Here is a 25564-nt window from a genome sequence, read left to right on the forward strand (position 1 = left end):
ACGGTGATGCTCCTTCAAGCGGGGGGAGAGGAAGGGGAGTTCAGGCGGCCCGGCGGCGGCGGACCAGCAGGGTGGTGCCCACGGCGGCTCCGGCCACCAGCACGCCGCCGATCACGGCGGACGGCACCCAGCCGGAGGAGGAGTCCGAGGCAGCGGCCACGGGGGTGGCCGGGGCGCCCGTGGAGGGGCTCGCCGGGGCGGTGGGCGGGACGGAGCCGAGGTCCGGCAGCGGCGGCAGGGCGGCGGCCGGGTCGAGGGCCACGGCGAAGCCCAGCGGGTCCATGGCGGTGCCGGCCGGGTAGAGCCCGCCGAAGGCCTTGCTGCCCTCCTCGGTGAGGGCGAGCGGGAGTTCGGCGGCCTTGAGCAGACCGCCCTCGGGCTTGAGGCCGGCGGCGTCGAAGGTGGCCAGCACCACGCCGGACAGCTGCTGGGCCTCGCCGTTGGCGGTCCTGCCGGAGACGTCGGCGGCCAGCGTGCCCTTTCCGCCCGCGACCTTCACGGTCGGGGCGGTCAGCGCCAGGTCGAGGCCGTACGCGCCGCCGCTCTCCATGCCCCGGAAGCGGACCGTGCCGGTGAAGGCGGCGGCCAGTTCTCCGGTGGCCGGGTCGTACGAGCCCTTCGCCGGGGTCCAGCGGAAGTAGGCGCCGCCGTCGGCCGCACCGCCGTCCAGCTGCCAGCCGCCCTTGGCGATGGTGCCGGTGACGTAGTCCCGGAAGGTGCGCCGCACGCCCCAGTCCAGCGCGCCGTTGGCGAACTCGGTGCGGGTCGAGGCAGGTGCCGCGGTGGCGCTCTCGGACGGGGCGGTGGTGGCCGCCGGGGTGTCGGCGGGCTTGGCCGTGGCGCTCGGCGTCGGGGTCGCGCTCGGGGTGGGCGCGGCGGCCGCCTTGACGTTGACCGAGAGGGTCAGCGGGTCGAGCTCCGTCCCGGCCGGGTAGAAGTTGCCGAAGGCGGTGGCCCCGGAGCCGGTGAGCGTGGCGGGCACCTTGGACAGGGTGATCGTGCCGCCCTGGCCGCGCAGGTCGATCCCGCCGAGTCCGAGCTCGGCCAGCTTCACCTGACTCGCGCTGCTCACCGTGCCGGTGTCCTTGGCCTTGCTGACCACGTCCGCGTAGAGCCCGCCGCTGCCGGAGCCGGCCTTCACGGTGAACCGGCTCAGCTTCATGTCGAGGGCGAAGGTGCCGTTGGTCTCGTGGCCCTTGAAGGTGACCCCGCCGGAGAGCGCGGCGGTGAGTGCACCGCTCTCCGGGTCGTACGTCCCGGTGGCCGAGTGGAACCGGAAGGTGTCCCCGCCGACCGTGGCGGCGCCGCCGGTCAGGCTCCAACTGCCCTTGGCGATCGGGCCGGTGACGTAGCTGAGGAAGGAGTGCTTGATGCCCCAGTCGAGCCGTCCGCCGGAGACCGTGCCGGGGGCGGCGGAGGCCGTCGGCACCGCCAGGGTCAGCAGGGCGGCGAGCGCCGCGACCAGGGTCGCGGCGAGGGTCGCGGCGAGGCGGCGCAGGCGGGACGAGAAGGGCATGGCGGAGCGCTCCAGGTCGGCGGGGTGCGGCAAGGCACGGCGGGTTCCGAGGGAACCCCCCCTTGCTTATCTGAGGTAAGGCTAACCTAATATATGCGTCAAGAGTCACCCCGGGTCCACCCCGCGTTCAAGCGCCCGGAGGTGCCCAGCACCCCTACGAGGAGCAGCAGTTGACGGCGAACCACCGAATCCGCGCCCGCGCGCTGGGCCTCGCCCTGCTGCTCGCGACCGCCGTCGGCTGCGGCGCCGCCGGCGCCGGGACGCCCACCCCCACGTCCGCCGCGGCCGCCGCCCCGGACCGGGTCGAGCCGCTGGCCGCCACCCCCGCTCCGACCCTGCCGGTCACGGTCGACTCGGCCGACGGCCGCCAGGTCACCGTCACCAGCGCCGAGCGGATCGTGCCGCTCAACGGCAGCCTGGCCGAACTGGTCTTCTCCCTAGGCCTGGGCTCCAAGGTGGTGGCCCGGGACGTCTCCACCACCTTCGAGCAGGCCGCCGCCCTGCCCGTGATCACCCAGGCCCACGACGTCTCGGCCGAGGGCGTGCTCTCGCTGCGCCCCACCCTGGTGCTGGCCGACCGCTCCACCGGCCCCGCCGAGGCGGTGGCCCAGATCCGGGCCGCCGGGGTGCCGCTGGTGGTGCTGGACGACGCCAAGCGGCTCTCCGACGTGGACCTGCGGATCGCCAAGGTGGCCGCCGCCCTCGGGGTCCCGGACGCCGGACGGCAGTTGACGGAGCGCACGGCCGCCCGCACCGCCGAGGTCCGGGCCGGGATCAAGGCCGACGGCAAGCACCCCAAGGTGGCCTTCCTCTACCTGCGCGGCAGCGCCTCGGTCTTCCTGCTCGGCGGTCCGGACTCCGGCGCCGTCTCGCTGATCGAGGCCGTCGGCGGCAGCGACGCGGGCACCGCCGCCGGGCTGACCGGCGACTTCACGCCGCTCACCGGCGAGGCCCTGGTCAAGGCCGCCCCGGACGCCGTCCTGGTGATGGGCAAGGGCCTGGAGTCGGTCGGCGGCGTGGACGGGCTGCTCAAGCTCCCCGGCGTGGCCCAGACCCCGGCCGGGCTGGACCGCCGGGTGGTCTCGATCCCGGACGGCGAACTGCTCAGCTACGGCCCCCGCACCCCCGGGGTGCTGACCTCGATCGCCTCCCAGCTCTACGGGGCCGGGAAGTGACCGCCCTTCAGGACCGCCCGCTCGCGGCCGCCACCGCCCCCTCGAAGGCCCGGCGCCCGGACCGCTCCACCCTGCTCACCGCCGGCCTGGCCCTCGCCCTGCTGCTCGCCGCCCTGCTGGCCGCCGGGACCGGCGCCTACCAGGTGCCGCTGGGCGACGTGCTGGCCTCCGTCGCGCACCGCCTGGGCCTCGGCGGCCACGCCCTGGAGCGGGTCCCCGAGTCGGTGCTGTGGAACGTGCGCTTCCCCCGGGTGGTGCTGGCCCTGCTGGTCGGTGCCTCCCTGGGCTGCGCCGGCGCGCTGATGCAGGGCGTCTTCGGCAATCCGCTGGCCGAGCCCGGCGTGATCGGGGTCTCCTCCGGCGGCGCGGTCGGCGCGGTGGCCTGCATCGTGCTCGGCCTGGACGCGCTGGGCGGCTGGACCGTCACCGTCTTCGCCTTCGGAGCCGGCCTGGCCACCGTCTTCGCGGTCTACGCCCTCTCCCGCTCCGGCGGCCGGACCGAGGTGGTCACCCTGGTGCTCACCGGCGTCGCGGTGAACGCCTTCTGCGGTGCGCTGATCGGCCTCTTCCTGTTCACCGCCGACTCCGCCGCGATCAGCCAGGTGACCTTCTGGCAGCTCGGCTCACTGGCCCAGGCGACCTGGGGCAAGGTGCTCGCCGTGCTCCCCTTCGCCCTGCTCGGGCTGGCCGTCGCGCCGCTGTACGCACGGAAGTTGGACCTGCTGGCGCTCGGCGAGCGCCCGGCCCGGCACCTCGGCGTGGACGTGGAGCGGATGCGCCTGGTGCTGATCACCGTGGTCGCGCTGCTGACCGCCGCCGCCGTCTCGGTCAGCGGCGTGATCGGCTTCGTCGGCCTGGTCGTCCCGCACCTGCTGCGGATGCTGGCCGGCCCCGGCCACCGCTTCCTGCTGCCCGGCAGCGCCCTGGCCGGCGCCCTGGTGCTGCTGCTCGGCGACCTGGCCGCGCGCACCCTGGCCCAGCCCGCCGAGCTGCCGCTCGGGGTGCTCACCGCGCTGATCGGGAGCCCGTTCTTCTTCTGGCTGCTCCGCAGGACCCGTACCAAGCAGGGAGGTTGGGCATGAGGCGGCCACGGCGGCAGGTGCCGGAGCGCCCCGCACCGGGCACCGAGGTGCTCGTCACCGAGGGGCTGCGACTGAGCCTCGGCGGACGCGAACTCCTGGGCGGGGTGGACCTGGTGGTGCGCGCCGGGGAGGTGCTGGCGCTGCTCGGCCCGAACGGGGCGGGCAAGTCCACCCTGCTCTCGGTGCTGGCCGGGGACAACGCCCCGACGGCCGGCGAGGTGCGGCTGCTGGGCCGCCCGCTCGGCTCCTACCGGCCGGCCGAACTCGCCCTGCACCGTGCGCTGCTGCCGCAGTCCTCGGCCCTCACCTTCCCGTTCACGGCCGGGGAGGTGGTCCGGATGGGCCGCGCCCCGTGGGCCGGGACGGCGGCCGAGGCGCAGGACGAGGCGGCGGTGGCCGAGGCGCTGGCCGCCACCGAGTCCACCGCCTTCGCCGAGCGGCCGTTCACCGCGCTCTCCGGCGGCGAGCGGGCCCGGGTGGCGCTGGCCCGGGTGCTGGCCCAGCGGGCCGCCGTGCTGCTGCTGGACGAGCCGACGGCGGCGCTCGACCTGCGCCACCAGGAGCTGGTGCTCCGGGTGGCCAGGGAGCGGGCCGCCGCCGGGGACGCGGTGGTGGTCGTGCTGCACGACCTCTCGCTGGCCGCCGCCTACGCGGACCGGATCACCCTGCTCGCCCGGGGCCTTCCGGCGGCCGACGGGCCGGTGGCCGAGGTGCTCTCCGCGGGGCTGCTCAGCGAGGTCTACGGCCACCCCGTGGAGGTCCTCCCCCACCCCGGGACCGGCGCGCCGCTGGTGCTGCCGGCCCGGGAGCCGAGGAGCTGACCTCCCGTCAGCCCTCAGTCCTCGTCGTCGAGGCGGAAGCCGACCTTCAGGCCGACCTGGAAGTGCGCCACCTCCCCGTCGGCGAGGTGGCCCCGGATCTGCGTCACCTCGAACCAGTCGAGGTTGCGCAGGGTGCGGGCGGCGCGGCCGACGCCGTTGCGGATGGCGGCGTCCACGCTCTCGGTGGAGGATCCGACGATCTCGGTGACCCGGTAGACGTGGTCGGTCATGGCTGGCTCCCTGCTCTGCGGACGGCGAGTCCGTGGACGGTCCCCCGACCAACCCACCGTGCCCCAGCCGGGTGCCCGCCGCACGTGCACGCGGCCGCACGTGCACGCGGCCGCCCGGGTCGGGTCGCCCCGGTCGGCCTCCGGTCAGCCCCCGGCCAGCAGGTCGTCCACCCGGGCCTCGCCCTCCCGGTACCGGCGGGTGATCTCCGCGCTGCAGTCGTCGGCCCGCCGCTGGAGCGCCTGGCGGCGTCCGGAGACCTCCCGCTCGTGCACGGTCAGCCGCTCCACCGCGGCCAGCAGCTCCTCGGTGCCGTGCGCCCCGAGGTCGGCCAGCTGGACGTCGCCCATCAGGGCGTCCGCCTCCCGCTGGTAGCGCTCGCCGCGCGGCGGGCCCATCCGCAGGTGCCGGGCGGGCCGGCGCACCCCTGACGGGGCGTCGGCCAGGATCGACGGCAGCCGGCCGAGCAGGTCGTCCGCCTCCGGGCGGTCGGTGGCCAGCCGGCGGCGCTCCAGCTCGGCCCGCAGGATGTCCAGGCGCCCGTGCAGCAGCCGGCGCAGGTAGGAGAGGTCGGCCTCCTGGTCCTGGGCGTCCCGGCGGATCAGCCGCAGCCGCTCCAGCCCCAGGCCGGTGAGCCCGTACGCCTGCTCGTCGTGGGCCGTGCTGCTCGCGTCCATCAACCAACCACCTGCCGCTGTTCCGGTCACCGTACCTCCCCCTGACGCCCCGTCACCCCGTGCACGACCGCCCGGTGCCGAGGGTTCCCGGCGGAGGAGGAGACCACCCGTGCGAGGGATGCGTGCGTTCGAAACCTCCGAACAGGGGCCGCCCGCGCGCCGTCCACAGCGTGCCATCCGCAGCCGTCCCTCGCACCGCCCGTACCCCCGAACGGCCCCCTGGCGAAGGGGGGTGGCTGATACGACGAGGACAATCCGCAGGCCGCGCGGGGGCTCGTCCGCCGGGCTCCGCGCGCCCCCGGCGTGCGGGGCCTGTCCACGCGCCGGGGGCGCGCTGTGACGCCTGGGGCAGAATGTGCCGCATGCGAGCAGTGGTGCAGCGGGCCGCCGAGGCGGCCGTGACGGTGGACGGCGAGACGGTCGGCGCGATCGAGGGCCCGGGGCTCTGCGTCCTGGTCGGCGTGACGCACGAGGACACCCCGGAGAAGGCGGCCCAACTGGCCCGCAAGCTCTGGACGCTGCGGCTGTTCTCCCACGGGGACACCGAGGAGAGTTGCTCGGACATCGACGCGCCGCTGCTGGTCATCAGCCAGTTCACGCTCTACGGCGACGCCCGCAAGGGCCGCCGCCCCACCTGGAACGCCGCCGCGCCCGGCCCGAAGGCCGAGCCGCTGGTGGACGCCGTGGTGGCCGAGCTCCGGGCGCTGGGGGCCACCGTGGCCACCGGGCGGTTCGGCGCGGACATGAAGGTCAGCCTGGTGAACGACGGGCCGTTCACCGTGCTGCTGGAGATCTGAGGGACGGTCAGGCGGGGACGATCACGTCCTGGCTGCCCGGGACGCCGTCCGCGAGCAGCACCTCCTCCACCGGCACGTTCCGCTTCACCAGGGCCAGCGCGATCGGGCCCAGCTCGTGGTGGCGGGCCGAGGAGGTGACGAAGCCGACCGGGCGGTCCTGGCCGGGCCGCAGCACCTCGGCGCCGTGCGCGGGGAGCTTCTCCTCGGTGCCGTCCAGGTGCAGGAAGACCAGCCGGCGCGGCGGGCGGCCGAGGTTGTGCACCCGGGCGACCGTCTCCTGGCCCCGGTAGCAGCCCTTCTGCAGGTGCACGGCGCTGGTCAGCCAGTCCACCTCGTGCGGGATGGTCCGGTGGTCGGTCTCGAAGCCCAGCCGGGGCCGGTGCCCCTCGATCCGCAGCGCCTCGTACGCCCAGACCCCGGCCGCCGGGCCGTAGCCCGCCGCCAGCGACTCCAGCTCGGCGCGCGGCACGAACAGGTCCCGCCCGTAGGGGAGTTCGCGCACCGCGAGGGCGCCCTCGGCGGAGGCGGCCGAACCGGCCGGCAGGTGCACCACGGCGAGCTCGCCGGTGCGGTCGGCGACCTCGACCCGGTAGAAGAACTTCATGCTCTCCAGGTAGGCGATCAGCGCCTCCTGGGTGCCCGGCTCCACGTGCGCCCAGGTGGTCTCGCCGTCGTCCACCAGGTAGAGCGCGTGCTCGACGTGCCCGTTCGGGGAGAGGATCAGCGCCTCGGTGGCCTGCTGGGCCGGGAGCGCCGAGACGTGCTGGGTGAGCAGCAGGTGCAGCCAGGAGAGCCGGTCGGCACCGGTGACGGTGACCACGCCCCGGTGCGAGAGGTCCACGAAGCCGCGCCCGGCGGCCAGTTCGCGCTGCTCGCGGAAGAGGTCGCCGTAGTGCGCGGCCACCCCCTCGTCGGCTCCTTCGGCGGGGACGGCACCGGGCAGGGCAAGCAGCGGACTCTTCATGCCCGCAAGCTTACGACTGCTCCCGTTCGAGTTTGGCGGTGCAGTCGGCGCAGCGGCCGAAGATGGCGAAGTGCTTGAGGTCGGTGTCGAAGCCGTGCGCCGCCTTCAGGCTCTCCACCAGCGGCGCGGCGATCGCGGTGTCGGTCTCGATGACCGAGTCGCAGTCCCGGCAGACCAGGTGGAGGTGGTGGTGACGGCCCGCCAGGTGGTAACTCGGGGCGCCGTGGCCGAGGTGCGCGTGCGAGACCAGGCGCAGCTCCTCCAGCAGCTCCAGGGTCCGGTAGACGGTGGAGATGTTGATGCCGCTGGCGGTCTTGCGGACCTCGTGCAGGATGTCGTCCGGGGTCGCGTGGTCCAGCCGGTCGACCGCCTCCAGCACCAGCTGGCGCTGCGGAGTGAGCCGGTACCCGCGCTCGCGCAGGTCGGCCTTCCAGTCGGAGGGGGTCTCGGTGTCCGCCACGGTGCCTGCCCTGGGTCTCGTCGAGGTCGTGGCGACAAGTGTAGGGACCGGCCGACGGGCCGGTCCCTACCTCGTCGGGCTTGCAGCCGGACGGCTCAGCGGAAGAACGCGATGCCGTCGTCCGGCAGGTCCGCGATGTCCTGGATCAGCTTCGCCGGGTTGAGCACCTTCTTGAGCTGCGCCGACATGTACGGGCGCAGCGGCACCTCGGGCGCGGACTTCTCGCCGACCCAGGCCAGGTCCTCGCCGTTGACCAGCCCGTACAGGCGCTTGCCGCCGGAGTAGCGGACCTCGTCGCTGATCCGGGCGACCGCGTCGGTGGCCAGGTCGATCTGCGGCTTGCCGTCGTGCAGCTTGCCGTACCAGATCTCCACGGTGCCGTCGTCGCGGACCGAGGACACCTCGATCTCGCGCTCGCCGCTGGTGCCGTGCTGGTTGGTGGTGACCCGCCAGAAGGCGTGCTCGGTCTCGAGCGGGCGGATCTTCTCGCCTTCGGCGTCCAGCTCCCAGCTGCGGGAGCGGAACTCGAGGAAGGCCCGGCCGTCGTGCCGGAACACGATCTCCTGGCCGAAGTTGCACTTCTCCGTGCCGGGGCCCTCCTCATTGGGCAGAGGGGCGTAGACGCCCGCGCCCTCCCAGGTGCCGAGGAGGAAGGCCAGCGAAACGACGTCCGGGTGGAGGTCAGAAGGGATCTCGATCATGTTCCTGGTCGCTGTCGTCGGTGTGGTGCCTCAACCGTACGGCAGTGGTCAGCGCTGGCCCTGGTAGAGCTTCATGACGGAGAAGATGGCGAACCAGGTGATCAGGACGGCCATCAGGACGAGCAGGCCGTCGAAGAAGTATTCCAGACCGGACACGAGGCGCTCCCAGTTGCGGCGTTGCGGAGACTGAACAGGACGGCCACGAGTCTATCGGCCCGTTGTGCGGGGATCTCGGTGAGCCCCGCCACCTGGCCCGAACCGACTTATAGGGTGTCAGCATGCCGAAGAAGCTGGTCATCAAGGTCACCGCCGGTCCCGAGGCTCCGGAGCGCTGCTCGCAGGCCTTCACGGTGGCGGCGGTCGCCGTCGCCAGCGGCGTCGAGGTCTCGCTCTGGCTGACCGGCGAGGCCTCCTGGTTCGTGCTGCCGGGGAGGGCTGCCGAGTTCGAGCTCCCGCACGCCGCACCGCTGCCGGACTTGTTGGAGTCGGTGCTGGCGGGCGGTCAGGTCACCCTCTGCACCCAGTGCGCGGCGCGTCGGGGCATCGAGGAGAAGGACCTGATCGAGGGCGCCCGGATCGCCGGGGCGCAGGTCTTCGTGCAGGAGGTCATGGCCGAGGACGTCCAGGCGCTGGTCTACTGACCGTCCTCCCTACTGACCGTCCTCGTGGTCGGGGTGGTCCCGGTCGTGGCCGGGATCGTCCCACTTGGGGTCGTCCCAGCGCGGGTCGTTCCACCAGTCGTCCTCGGGGTCGCGCTTGTTGGCGAAGACCGCGGCCACCGGCGGGATCACCGCGGCGAACACGCACATGCCGATCGCGGCCGGCACGGACCACAGGCGCACCACGCCCCAGGCCAGGACGAACGTCCCCAGGCAGACGCCCATCATGACGAAGTACCAGAAGTGCCTCCGGCGTTGCCTCACCCCTCCACCGTACGGCCGTCGGCAAGGCCGCCGGGGTCAGACCCGGGTGGTGCACAGGACGGTGCCGCCGTTCACCTCCAACTGGCGGTAGACGGCCTGGTCGTCCGTGCCGCGGCGGCAGCCGCCGTCCGGCACCGGGCCCGGGTGCACGGCGGTGATCCGCAGCGCGCCGTCGTAGCCCTGGGCCCCGGCGGGCGCCCCGTCGCACGGCCAACTGCCGAGCAGGTCCTCCGCCCGCAGCTGCGGATCCCCGTCCGTGCCCTTCACCGGGAAACACTCGCCCTCCCGGTACTGGCGCTCCAGGCAGAGCGTGGTCTCGGCCATCGGCGCCGCGTGCACCCAGGAGCCCCGGCCCGCGCCGTCCGGACAGCCCTTGGCGCTGGTGCCCGGGAGGGCCGCGAGGACCTTGAGGCGCGCCTCGGCCGAACCGCACGGCACCTCCTCCGGGAACGGGGTGGACCAGGTGCCGCCCGGCAGCCGGTGGGTGCTCAGGCACTCGCCGGCCGCGACGCCCTGGAAGGCCAGGTTGGCGATCAGCCCCGGGTCGTCGGTGGGCGGGGTGGCCGGCGCGGAGACGGGCGGCGTGGTGCCGTGGGCCCCGGGGGTGTCGCCCGCCCCGCCGCCCTCGCCCCACTGCCACGGACGCAGCAGGACGGCACCGGCGGCGATCACGAACACCAGCACCCCGGCCAGCAGGACGGGCCACCAGCGGGCGCGCGGCCGCTCGGGCCGCTCGGGCCGCTGCGGCGGGCGGCTGTCCGGCCCGGGTGCCGCGGGCACCGGTGCGGGTGCGGGTGTCGGTGCCGGCCAGGACGGCGGCGGGAACTGGGACGGGACGGGAGACTGCGGCGGGACGGACGGCCGTCGGAGCGGGAGGGTGGTGACGGGCGGCGGCACCGAGGGCCCCTGGGCCGCCGCGGGCGGTCGGGCAGCGGACTGCGGCCGAATATCCGGGCTCGGCGCGGCAGGTGACGGCCCGGCAGGTGACGGCCCGACGGGTGCCGCAGGGGCGGGTGGCGGTGTGGCGGGCAGAGCCGGCGCCGGCTCAGGCGTCGGCACTGCGGGTGTCGGCGGAGCCGGGACGTACCCGGGGCGCCGGACCCGTCCGAGCCTGGTGGGTGCCGACTCGCCGCCGGACGGGTGGGCGAGCTCCAGCTCGCGGCCGCGCCGCTCGTACGCGTCGATCAGGGCGGTCCAGCGCGGTGGGAGCCAGCGGCTGCCGCTGGAGGAGACCGGGAGGCCGTCCAGCGAGGCGAGGAAGGCGGCGTGCAGCTCTGCGGGGGTGGGCCGGTCGCCGGGTGCGGCGGCCAGGCAGGGGCGGACCAGCGGGGTCAGTTCCTTGGGGAGGCCGGTCAGGTCGAGCCGGTTGTGCTGCACCAGGGCGAGCAGCTGGAGCGTGTCGTGGTGGTCCGGGTACGGAGGGCGGCCGACCGCGAGGTGGAAGAGCGTGGCGCCGAGCGAGTAGACGTCGGAGGCGGCCTCCGAGCGTTCGCCCCGGGCCTGTTCGGGCGAGGTGAAGGTGAGGGTGCCGAGGGTGAGGCCGGTACGGGTGAGGTCGGCGGCGTGCGAGATGCCGAAGTCGATCAGCCGGGGGCCGTCCAGCGGCAGCAGGATGTTGGAGGGCTTCACGTCGCGGTGCACGATGCGGTGCGCGTGCAGCACCATCAGCGCCTCGGCCGTCCCGGCGGCCAGCCAGCGGACGGCGGAGCCGGGCAGCCGCCCGGCGGTGCGGACCAGTTCGCCGAGCGAGGGCGCCGGTACGTAGTCGAGGGCCAGCCACGGCGGGTCGCCGTCCGGATCGGCGCCGCGCACCCGGACGGTGTGCTCGCTCTCCACCCGCTGGGCCAGCCTGGCCTCGCGGGCGAACCGGTGCCGGTCCACCTCGTCGCGGCTGCCCTCCGGCAGCAGCGTCTTGACGGCCGCCAGCCTGCCGTCCGGCCCGTCCTCGCGGGCCAGGTAGACCCGGCCCATGCCGCCCGCACCCAGCCGCCCGAGCAGCCGGTACGGCCCCAGCCGGACCGGGTCGTCCCCGGCCAACGGCGCCACCCTTGCCCCCGTCATCGCACTCCCCCGTGTCCCCCGGTTCTCTCCCCTCCAATGAGAACCGGCGGGTAGGTCGCGGGGCAACCACCCTACGGGGTGCGGGAACCGACGCCCGGCACGCGGACGGCCCCGCCTCCCCCTGCGCGGGGGTGACGGGGCCGCCGTCTGCCACGGGTGGCGCCGTGGTCGTGACGGGTCCTCAGACCGCGATCGCGACCTCGGTCTGGGCGCCCTGGGAGGCGACCACGACGCGGTCCACGGTCGCGCCCGGGACCAGCGCGCGCAGCGTCCACTTGCCCGGACGGGCGAAGAAGCGGAACTGCCCGGTCGCCGAGGTGGGCACCTCGGCCGTGAACTCGCCGCCCTCGTCGAGGAGGCGGACGTAACCGTTGACGGGCTCGCCGTCGCGGGTCACGGAACCCTGGATGATCGTCTCCTTGGCCACGTCAACTCCTGCCAGGTCGGGGCCGCCGGCCTTCGCACCGCACATGTCTGTCTTCCTTCCTTACGGTTCGAGCGCCGAGGCTCAGTTGTCGCCGAGCTCGATCGGAACGCCGACCAGGCTGCCGTACTCGGTCCACGAGCCGTCGTAGTTCTTGACGTTGGTCTGGCCGAGCAGCTCGTGCAGCACGAACCAGGTGAGCGCGGAGCGCTCGCCGATGCGGCAGTAGGCGATGGTGTCCTTCGCCAGGTCGACGCCCTCGGCGGTGTAGAGCGCCGCGAGCTCGTCGTCCGACTTGAAGGTGCCGTCGTCGTTGGCGTTCTTGGCCCACGGGATGTTGCGGGCGGACGGGACGTGGCCCGGGCGCTGCGACTGCTCCTGCGGCAGGTGGGCCGGGGCGAGCAGGCGGCCGGCGAACTCGTCGGGCGAGCGGACGTCGACCAGGTTGAGGGTGCCGATCGCGTTCACCACGTCGTCGCGGAAGGCGCGGATGGACTTGTCCTGCTCCTGGGCCTTGTACTCGGTCGCGGCGCGCTCGGGCACCTCGGCGACCAGCTCGCGGGCGTCCAGCTCCCACTTCTTGCGGCCGCCGTCCAGCAGGCGGACGTCGCCGTGGCCGTAGAGCTTGAAGTACCAGTAGGCGTACGAGGCGAACCAGTTGTTGTTGCCGCCGTAGAGCACCACGATGTCGTCGTTGCCGATGCCCTTCTTGGAGAGCAGCGCCTCGAAGCCGGCCTGGTCGACGAAGTCGCGGCGGACCGGGTCCTGCAGGTCCTGCTTCCAGTCGATCCGGACGGCGTTGCGGATGTGGTTCAGGTCGTACGCGGCGGTGTCCTCGTCGACCTCGACGACGACGACCTTCGGGTTGTCGAGGTTGGCCTCGACCCAGTCGGCGTCGACCAGGACGTCACTGCGGCTCATGGTGGTGTCTCCATCCGGGGGCGGTACTGCGGAAGGTGTGTGCGGGCAGCGCCCGGCGGCAGCCCGTACCGAACGTCGTCTCGTATGACGAGACACGGGTGGGTGCAGCCGGGATGGGGCAAGAGATCGGGAGGCCGAGTCGGCCACGGCAGGAAATACCAGGCCAGAGGTGCTCGGCGGGGTGGACGGGGCCGGACGTACCGGTCAGAACCGCCCGGTCAGCGCATTCGACACAGGCAGGCGGACACGCGGCACAGGTCTACCGCCCGCCGCTTCGTGAGGTCCGCCTGTCGCTTCATGCCGACGATGCTAGGGAACCGAAACGGCCGCTGTCATCAGCATGTCGAATGCTGAGACGAATCCGCTCACATTCCGGGATTCCGCCGGACTGCGCCGCTCAGCGGCACGGCCCGGGCCGCCCGGCGGGGCACCCGGAGGCCGCGGCGGCGATCGTCATGGACACCGCGTCTCGACAGGCGGACGTCAGAGCGGGAGCGCGGACCCGATCCAGGCCAGCGGGGCGGCCACCGCCACCGGCAGCACCACCCCGGCGGTGAAGTGCACGAACCTCGACGGGAAATCGTACGAGGCCACCCGCCGCCCGACCAGGGCGCCGACCGTCACCAGCACCGCCTGCACCGGCGGACCGCCCGCCAGCACCCCGGCGGTGGCGCCGAGCAGCAGCGCCGCCGCGACGGCCACCGCCGCCGGGGCCGGGGTGGCGGCCAGCAGCACCGCGACCGCCACCGCCAGCAGCGCGGCCGGGGTGTGGCCGCCCAGCAGCAGCGAGGCCTCCAGCCCGGCCAGCACCACGCCGGAGGCCAGCACCGTCAGGGCGTAGAACCGCTCGGCCGGATCGGACGGCCGGAAGGTCTGCCAGACCAGCACCGCGACCAGGTACGTCCCGAGCGCGCCCAGCAGCCCCACCGCCCCGGCACCCAGCACCGCGAGGTCCGCCACCACGCCCGCCAGCGCCACCGCCGCGATCCCCTGCCGGGCCGGCCACATCCCGTGCAGCCTGAACCACCCCACCGCGGTCAGCCCCTGAGCCACCGTCAGCGCTGCCGCCAGCCCCCATCGCCCGCCGGCCAGCGAGGCCGCCGCCAGCACAGCACAGAGCCCGGCCGTCAGCCCGGCCACCGGCAGGCCCGGCTCGACGATCGGCGTCCCGCTCCGACGGACGGGATCTGCGGTGAGGGTCATGTGGTGCTCCTGAGATTGGGGATGAGATCCGGCAGGGCAGCGACCCAGGGGCGCGAGGAACTGCGCGGGTACGGAAGGCGGACCACCGCCAGATCGGGGCACGAGAGCCAGTTGCACGTGGTGCCGTTCCCCTGCGCGCAGTTCCTCGCGCCCCTGACCGCCCTGCGGGCAGCTCGGGGCGCAGCCCGTCAGCCGCCGGCGAAGGGCGGGAGGGCCTCGACGGTGGCGCCGGGCGGGAGGTCGACGGTGGCGTGGTCGCGGTTGCCGACCTGCTCGCCGTCGACCAGGTAGGAGCAGTGCGCCAGCACCTGGTGCAGGCGGGCGTTGCCGGGGTGGCGCCCACGGACGGCCGAGAGGGCCTCGGCGAGGGTGGCCGCGGGCACCTCCTCCTCCGCCAGCCCGGCCGCGGCCTTGGCCGCCGCCCAGTACCGCACGGTCACCCGGGCGGCCCCCGGGTCCGTCACCCGCGGGGTGGAAGTGTGGTCCGCGGTCGCCGTCATGGCTGTCCTCCTCCTACGTCCCCGCCCGGTGCGGCACCCCGGCCCTGCTGCCGGGGCACCCACGCCAAAGGTGTACACGTACGGTGCGGCCGGTGCGGCTCCCATGATGGACCGGCCCGCCCCGGATGCCGCAATGCCGCTGCTCGCGCACGGCGCGCGCGGCACCGGGAGAACGGCGCGGAGCGCCCCCGGGTCACGCCCGAACGGCCCCGGTGTGGCCCAGGCATCGTCGCGCGCCCCTCCCCCGGCGAGGGGTGGTCGGCTATTCTCGTGCGCAGAGAGGGACCTGGGCAGAGTCGCCCCCGGGTCCTTTTGTGCTTTCAGGACGTCACGTACGGATGGCCTCCGGAGGCCGGCGCCCCACCCGCGCCGGCCGTCCCGGGGGGCCGCCCGGCCCAAACCGCACAAGGACGTGCGGGGCGCGGACGGGCGGTGTGCGGCGGGAGCAGACCGGAAGGTTCGCGGATGAGCAGGGCAGTGACGGAGCACCAGGGGTTGCGGGACCCCGCGCGTGCGCCCCTGCCCGCACTGTTCACCCCCGAACCGGTCGTGTCTCGCCCCTCGGACGTCCCCACCCCCACCTGCTCCGTGGCCGACGCTCCGTCAGGACCGCCGGCCACGTCCGCGACGACCCGGAAAGGGGACCACCGGGTATGAGTTCACTCCTGCTCCTCACCAACGCCCTGCAGCCCTCCGCCGAGGTGCTGCCCGCCCTCGGACTCCTGCTGCACAACGTCCGCGTCGCCCCCGCCGAGGGCTCCGCCCTGGTGGACACCCCCTCGGCCGACGTGATCCTGGTCGACGGCCGGCGCGACCTGCCGCAGATCCGCAGCCTGTGCCAGCTGCTGCGCTCCACCGGCATCGGCTGCCCGCTGATCCTGGTGGTCACCGAGGGCGGCCTGGCCGCCGTCACCGCCGAGTGGGGCATCGACGACGTGCTGCTGGACACGGCCGGCCCGGCCGAGGTCGAGGCCCGGCTCCGGCTCGCCATGGGCCGCCTCCAGGTGGCCGTCGACGACAGCCCGATGGAGATCCGCAACGGCGACCTCTCGGTGGACGAGGCCACCTACTCGGCCAAGCTCAAGGGCCGGGTGCTGGACCTCACCTTCAAGGAGTTCGAGCTCCTCAAGTACCTGGCGCAGCACCCGGGCCGGGTCTTCACCCGGGCCCAGCTGCTCCAGGAGGTCTGGGGCTACGACTACTTCGGCGGCACCCGGACGGTGGACGTGCACGTGCGGCGGCTGCGGGCCAAGCTCGGCGTCGAGCACGAGCAGCTGATCGGCACCGTGCGCAACGTCGGCTACCGCTTCGTCGTCCCGGACAAGGGCGAGCGGGCGGCCGAGCGGACCACCCAGGACGCCTGACGGCCCGTCGGATTCCCGCCGGACCGAGCGACCGCGCGTCCGATCTGTCCGACTGTGCCCCGGCTCGTCCGGGGCCGGTCGGCCGGACGGCGGGTATCCCCCCTTCCGACCGCGAGCCACCCGCGTAGACTCCCCCCGTGGCCAAGGTGACGCGCGACGATGTAGCCCGACTGGCTGGGACTTCGACCGCGGTCGTCTCCTACGTCATCAACAACGGGCCGCGCCCGGTCGCGCCCGCGACCAAGGAGAAGGTGCTCGCGGCGATCGAGCAGCTCGGCTACCGGCCGAACAGCGTCGCCCAGGCGATGGCCTCCCGGCGCACCAACCTGATCGGCATGGTCGTCCCCGACGCCCGCCAGCCCTTCTTCGCCGAGATGGCGCACGCGGTGGAACGCGCCGCCTCCGAGCGCGGCAAGCTGGTGCTGATCGGCAACTCCGACTACGTGGACGACCGCGAGGTGCACTACGTCCGCGCCTTCCTCGGCATGCGGGTCTCCGGCCTGATCCTGGTCAGCCAGGGCCCCTCGCAGCGGGCCGCCGAGGAGTTCGCCGCGATGGAGGGCGCCAAGGTGGTGCTGCTGCACCGCCGCCCCGAGGCGATCGACGACGTGGCCGTCACCACCGACGACGTCGGCGGCGCCGAGGCGGCCGTCCGCCACCTGCTGGAGGAGCACGGGCACGCCTCCGTGGTCTGCTTCGGCGGCCCGGTCGAGTCCCCCGCCCCCGGCGACCCGGTCATCGACCACGTCGAGGGCTGGGAGCGGGCCATGCGGGCCCACGAGCTGCCGGTCGAGCCCAACCTGGTGGACGCCCCGTTCCACCGCTACGGCGCGTACGAGGTGGCCGTCGAGCTGCTCCGCTCGCCGGAGCGTCCGACCGCGATCTTCTGCTCCACCGACGACCAGGCGATCGGCGTGCTGCGGGCCGCCCGCGAGGTCGGCCTGCGGGTGCCGGAGGACCTGGCGGTGGCCGGCTTCGACGACATCCCCGAGGCCGCCCTGGCCGACCCGCCGCTGACCACCGTCGCCTCCGACCGGGACGCGATGGCCCGGGCCGCGGTGGACCTGGTGCTGGACGAGTCGCTGATGGTGCCGGGTTCGGAGACCGAGCGGGTGCGGACCTTCCCGTCCCGGCTGGTCATCCGCCGTTCCTGCGGCTGCGGGGGCCCCACCGGCGCCTGACCCGGGCTGAGCAGGCTTTATGAGAAGTCAACGGGCTTCTCGGCCGCCTCTGATCCCGCTCTCATCCGGCTCTCATCGGACGGGCGGAGCTTGGAGGGCATGAGCGACCAGCAGCGAAGCACCGAAGACCAGGGTCCTTACGCCTACGCCGACTGGACCACCACCCCGCAGCCCGCCGCCGAGGCCCCCGTGAGCCACGCGCGGAAGGGCTTCCTCAAGGGCCGCCTCGCCCTGGTGACCGCCGTCGCGGCGGCCGCCGCCCTGATCGGCGGCGTCACCGGCGGCGTGGTCGCCGGCGACCGCTCCACCGCCACCGCCTCGGGCTCCGGCTCCACCGTGGTCAGCCCGGTCTCCTCCAACTCCGACGGCACCGCGAACGTCGCCGCGATCAACGCCGCCGTCTCCCCCGCCGTCGTCCAGATCACCGTGAAGACCGCCACCGGCACCGCCACCGGCACCGGCGTGGTGCTCACCGCCGACGGCCAGATCCTGACCAACTACCACGTGATCTCCGGCGCCGTCAGCGGCGGCGGCCAGGCCACCGTCACCTTCAAGGACGGCTCCACCGCCAAGGCCACCGTCACCGGCACCGACGAGTCGATGGACGTCGCCGTGATCACCGCCTCCGGCGTCAGCGGCCTCAAGACCGCCACCCTCGGCGACTCGGACTCCATGCGGGTCGGCGACTCGGTGGTCGCCATCGGCAACCCCGAGGGCCTGACCGGCACCGTCACCTCCGGCATCATCAGCGCCAAGGACCGCCCCGTCACCGTCCAGGTCGACGACTCCACCACCAGCGGCAACGGGGGCTTCGGCTTCCCGCAGCTGCCCGGCCAGCGGTCCAGCGCCTCGAACAGCGGTGCCACCGCCAGCTACAAGGCCCTGCAGACCGACGCCGCGCTCAACCCCGGCAACTCCGGCGGCCCGCTGATCAACGCCTCCGGCCAGGTCATCGGCATCAACTCCGCGATGTACTCCGCCAGCGGCTCCAGCGCCACCGCCGGCTCCGGCAGCGCCGGCAGCGCCGGCAACGTCGGCCTCGGCTTCGCCATCCCGATCAACGACATCAAGCAGATGCTGCCCAAGCTCCAGGCAGGGCAGCAGCTCTGACGGAGAATGACAGCAGCCAGACCGCCCGAGGAAAGGCCCCGCGCCGATGACCCCGCCCGCCGACGACCGCACCCCTGCCGAGGCACTCCAGGGCCCCACCGCCCGGATCCTCGTGGTCGACGACGAACCCGCCCTCCGGGACGCCCTGGAGAGCAGCCTCGCCTTCGAGGGCTACGAGGTGACCACCGCCACCGACGGCTTCGAGGCCCTGGACGCGGTCGAGCGCGACCGCCCCGACCTCGTACTGCTCGACATCATGATGCCCCGGATGGACGGCCTCACCGCCGTCCGCCGCATGCGGGCCCGGGGCGACAGCGCCCCGGTCCTGATGCTCACCGCCCGCGACGCCGTCGGCGACCGCGTCACCGGCCTGGACGTCGGCGCCGACGACTACCTGGCCAAGCCCTTCGAGCTCGACGAACTCCTCGCCCGGGTCCGGGCGTTGCTCCGCCGCTCGGCCCTGGCCAGCGAGGCCGCCGCGCGGGCCTCGGCCGAGGCCGAGTCCAGCGAGGTGCTGGCCTTCGCCGACCTGCGGATGAACACCGCGACCAGGGAGGTCACCCGGGACGGCAAGCCGATCGAGCTGACCCGCACGGAGTTCATGCTGCTGGAGATGTTCCTCGCCCACCCGCGGCAGGTCCTGACCCGGGAGCAGATCCTCAAGGCGGTCTGGGGCTTCGACTTCGAGCCCTCCTCCAACTCCCTGGACGTCTACGTGATGTACCTGCGCCGCAAGACCGAGCAGGGCGGCCTGCCGCGCATCATCCAGACCGTCCGCGGCGTCGGCTACGCCCTCCGCACCCCCACCGGCGCCGCGACGTGAACCGCCTCGCGGGCTGGTACCGGGGGCGCTCGCTGCGCAGCCGGCTCGCGATGCTCACGGCCGCCGCGGTGGCGGTGGCCATCGCGCTGTCCGCGCTGGCCTGCTGGTTCATCGTCAGGCAGAAGCTCAACGACCAGATCACCCAGACCCTCTCCCAGGCGCCGCTGCGGCTGGGGCCGGACACCGGGATCTTCACCTGCGCCGCCAGCCCGGAGGCCGCCCTCGCCAGCGTCGCCGAGCACCGGCGACCGGTGCCGAACCGCTGGGACATCGAGCTGGTGGCGACGGACGGGTCGGCCTGCCTCCCGGGCGGCGCGGACCGGATCGTCAGGAGCCAGCCGTCCGACTTCACCACCACCGGGGTGACCTACCGGGACGGCAGCTACGCCAACGGCACCTCGGCGAGGGTCCGGGTGTCCCAGATCCGGGTGTCCGTCACCGGGCAGGGCCCGAAGGACTTCACCATGCTGACCGCCGTCGCGGTCGACGGCGTCGAGGAGTCGCTCCAGCAACTCGCCCTGCTCCTGGCGGGCGTGGCCGCGCTCGGCGTGGTCGGGGCCGGGATCACCGGGCGGCTGGTGGCGCGTTCCGCGCTCAAGCCCGTCGACCAGCTCACCAACGCGGTGGAGCACATCGCCCGCACCGAGGAGGTCGGCACCACCATCCCCGTCCGGGGCCACGACGAACTCGCCCGGCTGTCCTCCTCGTTCAACTCGATGTCGACCGCCCTCGCCAACTCCCGGGAGCGGCAGACCCGGCTGATCGCCGACGCCGGGCACGAGCTCCGCACACCGCTCACCTCGCTGCGCACCAACGTCGACCTGCTGATCCGCTCCGACGACACCGGCCGCCCGCTCCCCCCGGCGACCAGGACCAAACTGCTGGGCAGCATGAAGGCCCAGATGCAGGAGCTCACCCTGCTGATCGGCGACCTGCTCCAGCTCTCCCGCCCGGAGACCTCCCGGCCCGAGCGCGAGCACTCCGTGGTGGCGCTGCACGAGCTGGCGCACCGCGCGGTCGAGCGGGCCCGGCTGCGGGGCCCGGGGCTGGAGTTCGCCCTGGTGGTGGACCCCTGGTACGTGCACGGGGACGGCCCCGGGCTGGAGCGGGCGGTGATCAACCTGCTGGACAACGCGGTGAAGTACTCCCCGCCCGGCGGCACCGTCCAACTCGCCCTCCAGGACGGCCGGCTGACCGTCCGCGACCACGGGCCGGGCATCCCGCCGGACGAGCTCCAGTACGTCTTCGACCGCTTCTGGCGCTCCCCGTCCTCCCGCCAGCTCCCCGGCTCCGGGCTCGGCCTGTCGATCGTGGCGCAGGCCGTCCAGGACGCCGGCGGCGAGGTCGCGCTCGGCCCGGCGACCGACGGCGGCCCCGGCACGGTGGCCACCGTCCGCCTCCCGGGGCAGTCCACCCCGCCGTAGGAACGCGGACGGGGCTCCCCTCCGGAAGGAGGGGAGCCCCGCAGCGCGGTTCAGCCGGGCGTCAGTTGACGTCCTCGCCGATGCCGATGACCTTGATGCGGTCCTGGGCCGGGACCTTCAGCGGGGCCGAGGCGGTGGAGTTCGCGCCCAGGTAGGCCGCGAAGACGTCCAGGTCGGAGGCGCCGACCAGCTTGTCGGTGCCGGCGGTGAAGGTCGGGAAGCCGTCGCCGCCGCCCTGCAGGAACTCGTTGGCCGCGACGCGGAACTTGGCGTTGACGTCGATCGGGGCGCCGTTGAACTTGACGTCCGCGATCCGGTCGGCGCCGGTCTTGTTCAGGTTGAGGGTGTAGGTCAGGCCCTTGGAGATCTGGAGGATCTTCGGGGCGGCCTGGTTCGGGCCGCTGACCTGCTCCTGCAGGACCTTGACGATCTGAGCACCCGTCAGGGTCTTGACCTGCATCATGTTGGTGAACGGCTGGACGGTGAACGCCTCGCCGTAGGTCACCACGCCGTCGCCCTCGGCGCCGCTGGCCTTGTAGACCAGGTCGGAGCGGATGCCGCCGGGGTTCATGAAGGCGATCTGGGCGCCGCCCTTGTCGGCCGGGGAGAGACCGGCGAGCTGGGCGTCGGCGATCACGTCACCGAGCGGCTTCTCGTAGGCGGTGGAGCCGCGGCCGTTGATGTCGGCGCCGATGAAGCCGAGCGGGCGGTTGGCGATCGGGGCGGCCAGCTTGCTGTAACGGCCGATCAGCTCGGTGACGTCCGCGGCCTTGTCGACGGTGCGGCGCACCACGTGGTTGGCGGCGGTCACCGAGGGGCGGACGATGGCGCCGGTGCGCTTGTCCAGCTTGAGGTTGATCTCGGTGTACAGCCGGCCGAAGGAGGCGGCGCTGGTGACCGAGCGCGGGACGCCGTTCGGGTCCGGGATCGCGCAGGCGTAGGCGTTGTGGGTGTGGCCGGTGACGATGGCGCCGATCGCCGGGTCCAGGCCCTTGGCGATGTCGACGATCGGGCCGGAGATGCCCTCGCCGGCCGCGCCGCAGTCGTAGTTGTAGGTGGTGGAGGCCGGGTAGCCGCCCTCGTGGATCAGCGCCACGATCGAGTCCACGCCCTGGCGCTTGAGCTCCTTGGCGTACTTGTTGATGGTCTCGATCTCGTCGCCGAACTTCAGGCCCTTGATGCCCTCGGCGGTGACGATGTTCGGGGTGCCCTCGAGGGTCGCGCCGATGAAGCCGACCTTGGTGCCGCGGACGTTCTTCACCCAGTACGGCTTGAGGATCGGGCGGCCGGTCTTCTCGTTGGTGACGTTGGCGGCCAGGTACTCGAAGTCGGCGCCGCGGAACTTGCGGCCCTTCTCGTAGCAGCCGTCGGTCGGGTGGCAGCCGCCGTTCTGCAGGCGCAGCAGCTCCTTGTAGCCCTCGTCGAACTCGTGGTTGCCCACCGAGGTGACGTCCAGGCCGACCTTGTTGAGCGCCTCGACGGTGGGCTCGTCGTGGAACAGCGCCGACACCAGCGGGCTCGCGCCGACCAGGTCACCGGCCGCCACCGTCACCGTGTTGCGGTGGCCCTCGCGGGCCTGGCGCAGCGCGGTGGCCAGGTACTCCATGCCGCCGGCGGGGGTGTCGACCACCTTGCCGGTGGCCGGGTCCACCTCCTTGATGTTTCCGGAGGAGCCGGCCGGGGGCTCGAGGTTCCCGTGCAGGTCGTTGATGGCGAGGATCTGGAGGTCCTCGGTCTTCGGCTTGTGCCAGTTCCAGTCCCAGTCCCAGCCGTGTGCCGAGGCAGTGCCCGGCACCAGCAGGGTCCCGAAGAGACCGATGGCGGCGGCCGCGGCGTACGCCGGGCGACGGAAACGGCCGGTGCGGCCGGAGTTGGACATGAGGGTTCCCCTGCACCGTTGGGGCTCCGCCGTGGGACCGGAGCCGAAGAGGTGGTGTGACCACCGCAGCCTAGGGTCAACGCGCGTAGCTGTCAGGACCCCGCGAGTAACGAGAGGGTTTCCATCCCCCGAAGAACCGTCAGCCGCCGGGCACCACCACACGCCTGGACGGTGCTACGCCGACCTCCTCGGCGACATCAAGGCCGAGATCCAGGCGACTCGCTGCGCGGCTCCACCCAGCCGATGGCGGTCAGCACCTACGCCACCCTGCCACCGGAGATGCGGGCGCTGCTGCCCACCGAGGCGGACCTCGCGCGGGTCGCGCACGAGGTGCTGGACGGCAAGCGCTAGCCCAGGCGCCAATTGGGCAACAGGCTGCTGCCCGATTGGCGGGGCGTCAGACCCCCGGCTCCGCCGCGAGTTGGCGCTCCGCCCGGTGGCGTTCGGCGACTGCGTCCTCCGTCATCGCACGGTCGGTGTAGACCAAAGGTCGTTCGGTCTCGGTGATGATGTGTTTGACGACTTGGACGTTGCCGTTGACGTCCCAGACGGCGATGCCCGGGGAGAGGGTGGGGATGATCTCGACGGCCCAGCGCGGGAGGCCGAGGACGCGGCCGGTGGCTCTGGCCTCGTCGGCCTTCTGCATGTAGATGGTGCGGGTGGAGGCCATCTTGAGGATCGCGGAGGCCTCCTTGGCGGCGGCGCCGTCGACCACGTCGGAGAGGTGGTGGACGACCGCGACGAAGGAGAGGCCGAGGCGGCGGCCGAACTTCAGCAGGCGCTGGAAGAGCTGGGCCACGAAGGGGCTGTTGATGATGTGCCAGGCCTCCTCGACCAGGAAGATGCGCTTCTTCCGGTCGGGGCGGATCCAGGTGTGCTCCAGCCAGACGCCGACGATGGCCATCAGGATCGGCATCGCGATGGAGTTGCGGTCGATGTGCGAGAGGTCGAAGACGATCAGCGGGGCGTCGAGGTCGATGCCGTCGGTGGTGGAGCCGTCGAACATGCCGCGCAGGTCGCCGTCGACCAGACGGTCCAGCACCAGCGCCACGTCCAGGCCCCAGGCCTGGACCTCGTCGACGCCGACGCCGAGCGACTCCACCGAGGAGAGTTCGGGGCTGCGCAGGGTGTCGATGATGTCGTTCAGGACCGGCTGACGGCCCGTCACGGTCGCGATGACGTGGGCGTGGGCGGCCTTCAGGGCGAAGCCGGAGCGCTCGTCGAGGCCGCGTCCCATCGCCACCTCGATGATGGTGCGCAGCAGCGAGAGCTGGCCGGTGGTGGTGATCGCCGGGTCCAGCGGGTTGAGCTTGACCCCGCCGTCCCGGGCCGCCATCGGGTCCAGGCGGATGGACTTTATCCCCAGCGCGTCGGCGATCAGGTTCCACTCGCCGACGCCGTCCTCGCCCTGGGCGTCGAGGACGACCACCTGGCGGTCGCGGAAGCGCAGCTGTCGCAGCACGTACGTCTTCTCCAGCGCCGACTTGCCGTTGCCGGATTCGCCGAGCACCAGCCAGTGCGGGGCCGGGAGCTGCTGCCCGTAGAGCTGGAACGGGTCGTAGACGTACCCCTTGCCGGAGTACACCTCACGGCCGATGATCACCCCGGAGTCGCCCAACCCCGGTGCGGCGGTGGGGAGGTAGACCGCCTGGGCCTGGCCGGTGGAGGTGCGGACCGGGAGGCGGGTGGTCTCCACCTTGCCGAACATCAGGCTGGTGAAGGCGTCGGTGATGCTGCCGATGGCCATGGGAGGACTCCAGACGAGGTCAGCGGCGGATGCCCGTGGCGAACGGGAGGGTGTTGACGAAGGCCCGGTGGTGCTCGCGGTCGCACCACTCCAGCTTGAGGAAGCTCTTGCCGGCCGAGGCCCGGATGGTCCGCTTGTCGCGGGCCAGCGCCTCGGGCGAGCGGGAGGAGACGGTGATGTAGCCGACCAGGTTGACCCCGGCGGCGCCGGAGGCCAGGTCGTCGCCGCGCTGGTCGACCCGGCCGGTGTGGGCCAGGTCGCGCGGGTCGATGGTGCGGTTCATCTTGGCGGCCCGGCTGGCCTCGGCCTCGTCGTTGGTCTTCTCGGTGAGCATCCGCTCGATCGCGACGTCGGTCGGCTCCAGGTCCATGGTGACGGCCACCGTGCGGATCACGTCCGGGGTGTGCACCAGCAGCGGGGCCAGGAAGTTGACGCCGACCGGGGTGAGCGGCCACTCCTTGACCCAGGCGGTGGCGTGGCACCACGGCTCCCGGGTGGTGGACTCGCGGGTCTTGGCCTGGAGGAACTGCGGGTGGGTGGCGTCGAGTTCGGCCGGCCAGGCGTTCCGCCGGGACATCGCCTGGATGTGGTCGATCGGGTGGTCCGGGTCGTACATCGAGTGCAGCAGCGAGGAGAGCCGGGCCTGGCCGAGCGGCTGGCGGACCCGGATGTCCGCCTCGGCGAGCCGGGCGCAGATGTCGGTCAGCTCACGGGCCATCACGGCGGCCAGGCCGTCGTCGTCCCGGGACTTGGCGCCGCCCGCCGTCCGGCCCATCGCGTGCGCCTCGGAGGCCAGGTCGCGGGTGTAGTGCATGCAGGCGACCAGGTAGGCCCGGTGCTGCTCGGAGGAGGTGGAGACCATCGACTGCAGCTGGTCGTAGGAGTCCTGCAGCCAGCCGGGCGAGGAGTGGTCGCCCCGGCGCTCCACGTCCTTGGCGTGCGCGTCCGGGTCGGCCGGCAGGGTGCGGGCCAGGATCTGCAGGCGCGTCACGAAGCCGTCGCCGTTGGCCACGTGCTTGAGCAGGGTGCCGAAGCGGTCGACCAGGGCCTCCTGGTCCTCCGAGTCGCGCAGGCCCACGCCGGGGCCCTCGATCTCGATCGCGGCGGTGACGGTGCGGCGCTCCAGGTGCATCAGCACCCCGACCTCGTCCGGGCCGAACGGCGCCGTCAGCCAGTGCAGCCGGCCCACCCCGGGCGGCGGGCCGATCTCCACCTCGCGGCCGTCCAGCCGGGTGCCGGCGTCCACCACCTCGGACTTCCAGACCGCGCGGCCGCTGCGCAGGGTGCGGCGGTAGGTGCGGTTGATCTCCACCCACTTGTAGAAGGTGCGGCGCCGGTACGGCACGTAGACCGCGGCGATCGCGAGCAGCGGCAGACCGAGCAGGCCGGCGATCCGCAGCGGCAGGATCGGCATCGCCAGGCCCCAGACCATGCCGAGGAAGGCCCCGAAGATGATCAGCACGATCTCCCCGGACTCCCGGTTGCGCCCGATCGGCGCGTTCGGCCGAGCCTTGCCGATCAGGTAGGTGCGGCGCTGGTGGGCGTACGGGGCGCCGTACTGGCCGAGCGGTTCGCTGCTCACG

At 73.4% G+C, this 25564-nt stretch carries 26 protein-coding genes; 10 read left to right on the forward strand and 16 right to left on the reverse strand.

Features of this window, described 5'->3' with window-relative positions:
• Positions 1–40: 40 nt before the first annotated feature.
• On the reverse strand, positions 41–1516 hold the full coding sequence (locus tag ACWCYY_RS21465; protein WP_449796939.1) for an HtaA domain-containing protein: 1476 nt from the start codon (positions 1514–1516) through the stop codon (positions 41–43).
• A 170-nt stretch (positions 1517–1686) separates the two neighbouring features.
• Between ACWCYY_RS21465 and ACWCYY_RS21470 the strand changes: the two genes are divergently transcribed.
• The 3 genes from ACWCYY_RS21470 to ACWCYY_RS21480 are packed head-to-tail and all read left to right on the forward strand — an operon-like array spanning position 1687 to position 4594.
• A complete protein-coding gene (locus ACWCYY_RS21470; RefSeq protein WP_449796940.1) occupies positions 1687–2691 on the forward strand; it encodes a heme/hemin ABC transporter substrate-binding protein in 1005 nt (334 codons plus the stop codon).
• Complete coding sequence (locus tag ACWCYY_RS21475; protein ID WP_449796941.1) at positions 2688–3773, forward strand: FecCD family ABC transporter permease; 1086 nt, start codon at positions 2688–2690, stop codon at positions 3771–3773. The genes ACWCYY_RS21470 and ACWCYY_RS21475 overlap by 4 nt, the downstream gene beginning before the upstream one ends.
• Positions 3770–4594: a heme ABC transporter ATP-binding protein gene (locus ACWCYY_RS21480; protein ID WP_449796942.1), complete on the forward strand. Its 825-nt coding sequence runs from the start codon at positions 3770–3772 to the stop codon at positions 4592–4594. Before ACWCYY_RS21475 ends, ACWCYY_RS21480 begins: the two co-directional genes overlap by 4 nt.
• 14 nt (positions 4595–4608) lie before the next feature.
• On the opposite strand, the gene ACWCYY_RS21485 is transcribed toward ACWCYY_RS21480, so the two are convergent.
• Both ACWCYY_RS21485 and ACWCYY_RS21490 read right to left on the reverse strand, forming a co-directional pair.
• Positions 4609–4824 carry a dodecin gene (locus ACWCYY_RS21485; RefSeq protein ID WP_345283622.1) on the reverse strand — a complete coding sequence of 72 codons (216 nt, stop codon included), beginning with the start codon at positions 4822–4824 and terminating at the stop codon, positions 4609–4611.
• Between the two features lie 144 nt (positions 4825–4968).
• Positions 4969–5499 carry an RsiG family protein gene (locus ACWCYY_RS21490; protein WP_449796943.1) on the reverse strand — a complete coding sequence of 177 codons (531 nt, stop codon included), beginning with the start codon at positions 5497–5499 and terminating at the stop codon, positions 4969–4971.
• 362 nt (positions 5500–5861) lie between these two features.
• Between ACWCYY_RS21490 and dtd the strand changes: the two genes are divergently transcribed.
• Positions 5862–6296 carry a D-aminoacyl-tRNA deacylase gene (gene dtd / locus ACWCYY_RS21495; protein WP_345283619.1) on the forward strand — a complete coding sequence of 145 codons (435 nt, stop codon included), beginning with the start codon at positions 5862–5864 and terminating at the stop codon, positions 6294–6296.
• Between the two features lie 7 nt (positions 6297–6303).
• Here dtd and ygfZ read toward each other — a convergent pair whose 3' ends face one another.
• From ygfZ to ACWCYY_RS21510, 3 genes are all read right to left on the reverse strand, one after another.
• Positions 6304–7260 carry a CAF17-like 4Fe-4S cluster assembly/insertion protein YgfZ gene (gene ygfZ, locus ACWCYY_RS21500; RefSeq protein WP_449796944.1) on the reverse strand — a complete coding sequence of 319 codons (957 nt, stop codon included), beginning with the start codon at positions 7258–7260 and terminating at the stop codon, positions 6304–6306.
• Positions 7261–7270: 10 nt separating this feature from the next.
• On the reverse strand, positions 7271–7720 hold the full coding sequence (locus tag ACWCYY_RS21505) for a Fur family transcriptional regulator (protein ID WP_449796945.1): 450 nt from the start codon (positions 7718–7720) through the stop codon (positions 7271–7273).
• A 95-nt stretch (positions 7721–7815) separates the two neighbouring features.
• On the reverse strand, positions 7816–8421 hold the full coding sequence (locus tag ACWCYY_RS21510; RefSeq protein ID WP_449796946.1) for an FABP family protein: 606 nt from the start codon (positions 8419–8421) through the stop codon (positions 7816–7818).
• A 278-nt stretch (positions 8422–8699) separates the two neighbouring features.
• On the opposite strand from ACWCYY_RS21510, the gene ACWCYY_RS21515 reads away from it, so the two are divergent.
• Positions 8700–9062 carry a DsrE family protein gene (locus tag ACWCYY_RS21515; protein ID WP_345283611.1) on the forward strand — a complete coding sequence of 121 codons (363 nt, stop codon included), beginning with the start codon at positions 8700–8702 and terminating at the stop codon, positions 9060–9062.
• A 9-nt stretch (positions 9063–9071) separates the two neighbouring features.
• Here the strand turns inward: ACWCYY_RS21515 and ACWCYY_RS21520 are convergent, their stop codons facing one another.
• The 7 genes from ACWCYY_RS21520 to ACWCYY_RS21550 all read right to left on the reverse strand — a co-directional run bounded on the left by ACWCYY_RS21520 (position 9072) and on the right by ACWCYY_RS21550 (position 14453).
• Positions 9072–9344, reverse strand: coding sequence for a DUF3099 domain-containing protein (locus tag ACWCYY_RS21520; RefSeq protein ID WP_345283609.1), 273 nt, complete (start codon positions 9342–9344; stop codon positions 9072–9074).
• A gap of 36 nt (positions 9345–9380) precedes the next feature.
• Positions 9381–11405: a serine/threonine-protein kinase gene (locus tag ACWCYY_RS21525; protein WP_449796947.1), complete on the reverse strand. Its 2025-nt coding sequence runs from the start codon at positions 11403–11405 to the stop codon at positions 9381–9383.
• Positions 11406–11586: 181 nt separating this feature from the next.
• Entirely contained in the window at positions 11587–11877 is a 291-nt protein-coding gene (locus ACWCYY_RS21530) for a DUF1416 domain-containing protein (RefSeq protein ID WP_057227860.1), read from the reverse strand.
• Positions 11878–11913: 36 nt separating this feature from the next.
• A complete protein-coding gene (locus ACWCYY_RS21535; protein WP_345286861.1) occupies positions 11914–12750 on the reverse strand; it encodes a sulfurtransferase in 837 nt (278 codons plus the stop codon).
• Positions 12751–12968: 218 nt separating this feature from the next.
• Positions 12969–13049 (reverse strand): putative leader peptide, encoded by an 81-nt coding sequence (locus ACWCYY_RS21540; protein ID WP_350529122.1) that lies wholly within the window; start codon positions 13047–13049, stop codon positions 12969–12971.
• A gap of 184 nt (positions 13050–13233) precedes the next feature.
• Complete coding sequence (locus tag ACWCYY_RS21545; protein ID WP_449796948.1) at positions 13234–13953, reverse strand: hypothetical protein; 720 nt, start codon at positions 13951–13953, stop codon at positions 13234–13236.
• A 188-nt stretch (positions 13954–14141) separates the two neighbouring features.
• On the reverse strand, positions 14142–14453 hold the full coding sequence (locus ACWCYY_RS21550) for a MoaD/ThiS family protein (RefSeq protein WP_345286858.1): 312 nt from the start codon (positions 14451–14453) through the stop codon (positions 14142–14144).
• A gap of 653 nt (positions 14454–15106) precedes the next feature.
• On the opposite strand from ACWCYY_RS21550, the gene ACWCYY_RS21555 reads away from it, so the two are divergent.
• From ACWCYY_RS21555 to ACWCYY_RS21575, 5 genes are all read left to right on the forward strand, one after another.
• On the forward strand, positions 15107–15817 hold the full coding sequence (locus ACWCYY_RS21555; RefSeq protein ID WP_345286856.1) for a response regulator transcription factor: 711 nt from the start codon (positions 15107–15109) through the stop codon (positions 15815–15817).
• 137 nt (positions 15818–15954) lie between these two features.
• A complete protein-coding gene (locus tag ACWCYY_RS21560) occupies positions 15955–16998 on the forward strand; it encodes a LacI family DNA-binding transcriptional regulator (protein WP_449796949.1) in 1044 nt (347 codons plus the stop codon).
• A 99-nt stretch (positions 16999–17097) separates the two neighbouring features.
• Entirely contained in the window at positions 17098–18108 is a 1011-nt protein-coding gene (locus tag ACWCYY_RS21565) for a S1C family serine protease (RefSeq protein WP_449796950.1), read from the forward strand.
• Positions 18109–18154: 46 nt separating this feature from the next.
• The gene (locus ACWCYY_RS21570) at positions 18155–18931 is read left to right on the forward strand and encodes a response regulator transcription factor (RefSeq protein WP_345286850.1); all 777 of its coding nucleotides are present in this window, start codon (positions 18155–18157) and stop codon (positions 18929–18931) included.
• Complete coding sequence (locus ACWCYY_RS21575; protein ID WP_449796951.1) at positions 18928–20355, forward strand: ATP-binding protein; 1428 nt, start codon at positions 18928–18930, stop codon at positions 20353–20355. The genes ACWCYY_RS21570 and ACWCYY_RS21575 overlap by 4 nt, the downstream gene beginning before the upstream one ends.
• Before the next feature lie 61 nt (positions 20356–20416).
• On the opposite strand, the gene ACWCYY_RS21580 is transcribed toward ACWCYY_RS21575, so the two are convergent.
• From ACWCYY_RS21580 to ACWCYY_RS21590, 3 genes are all read right to left on the reverse strand, one after another.
• The gene (locus tag ACWCYY_RS21580; RefSeq protein WP_345286847.1) at positions 20417–22234 is read right to left on the reverse strand and encodes a bifunctional metallophosphatase/5'-nucleotidase; all 1818 of its coding nucleotides are present in this window, start codon (positions 22232–22234) and stop codon (positions 20417–20419) included.
• A 397-nt stretch (positions 22235–22631) separates the two neighbouring features.
• Positions 22632–23981 carry an ATP-binding protein gene (locus ACWCYY_RS21585; protein WP_380149451.1) on the reverse strand — a complete coding sequence of 450 codons (1350 nt, stop codon included), beginning with the start codon at positions 23979–23981 and terminating at the stop codon, positions 22632–22634.
• Between the two features lie 19 nt (positions 23982–24000).
• Positions 24001–25563 (reverse strand): SCO6880 family protein, encoded by a 1563-nt coding sequence (locus ACWCYY_RS21590; protein WP_345286846.1) that lies wholly within the window; start codon positions 25561–25563, stop codon positions 24001–24003.
• Position 25564 lies beyond the last annotated feature (1 nt).

The sequence above is a fragment of the Kitasatospora sp. NPDC001664 genome (assembly GCF_053596675.1).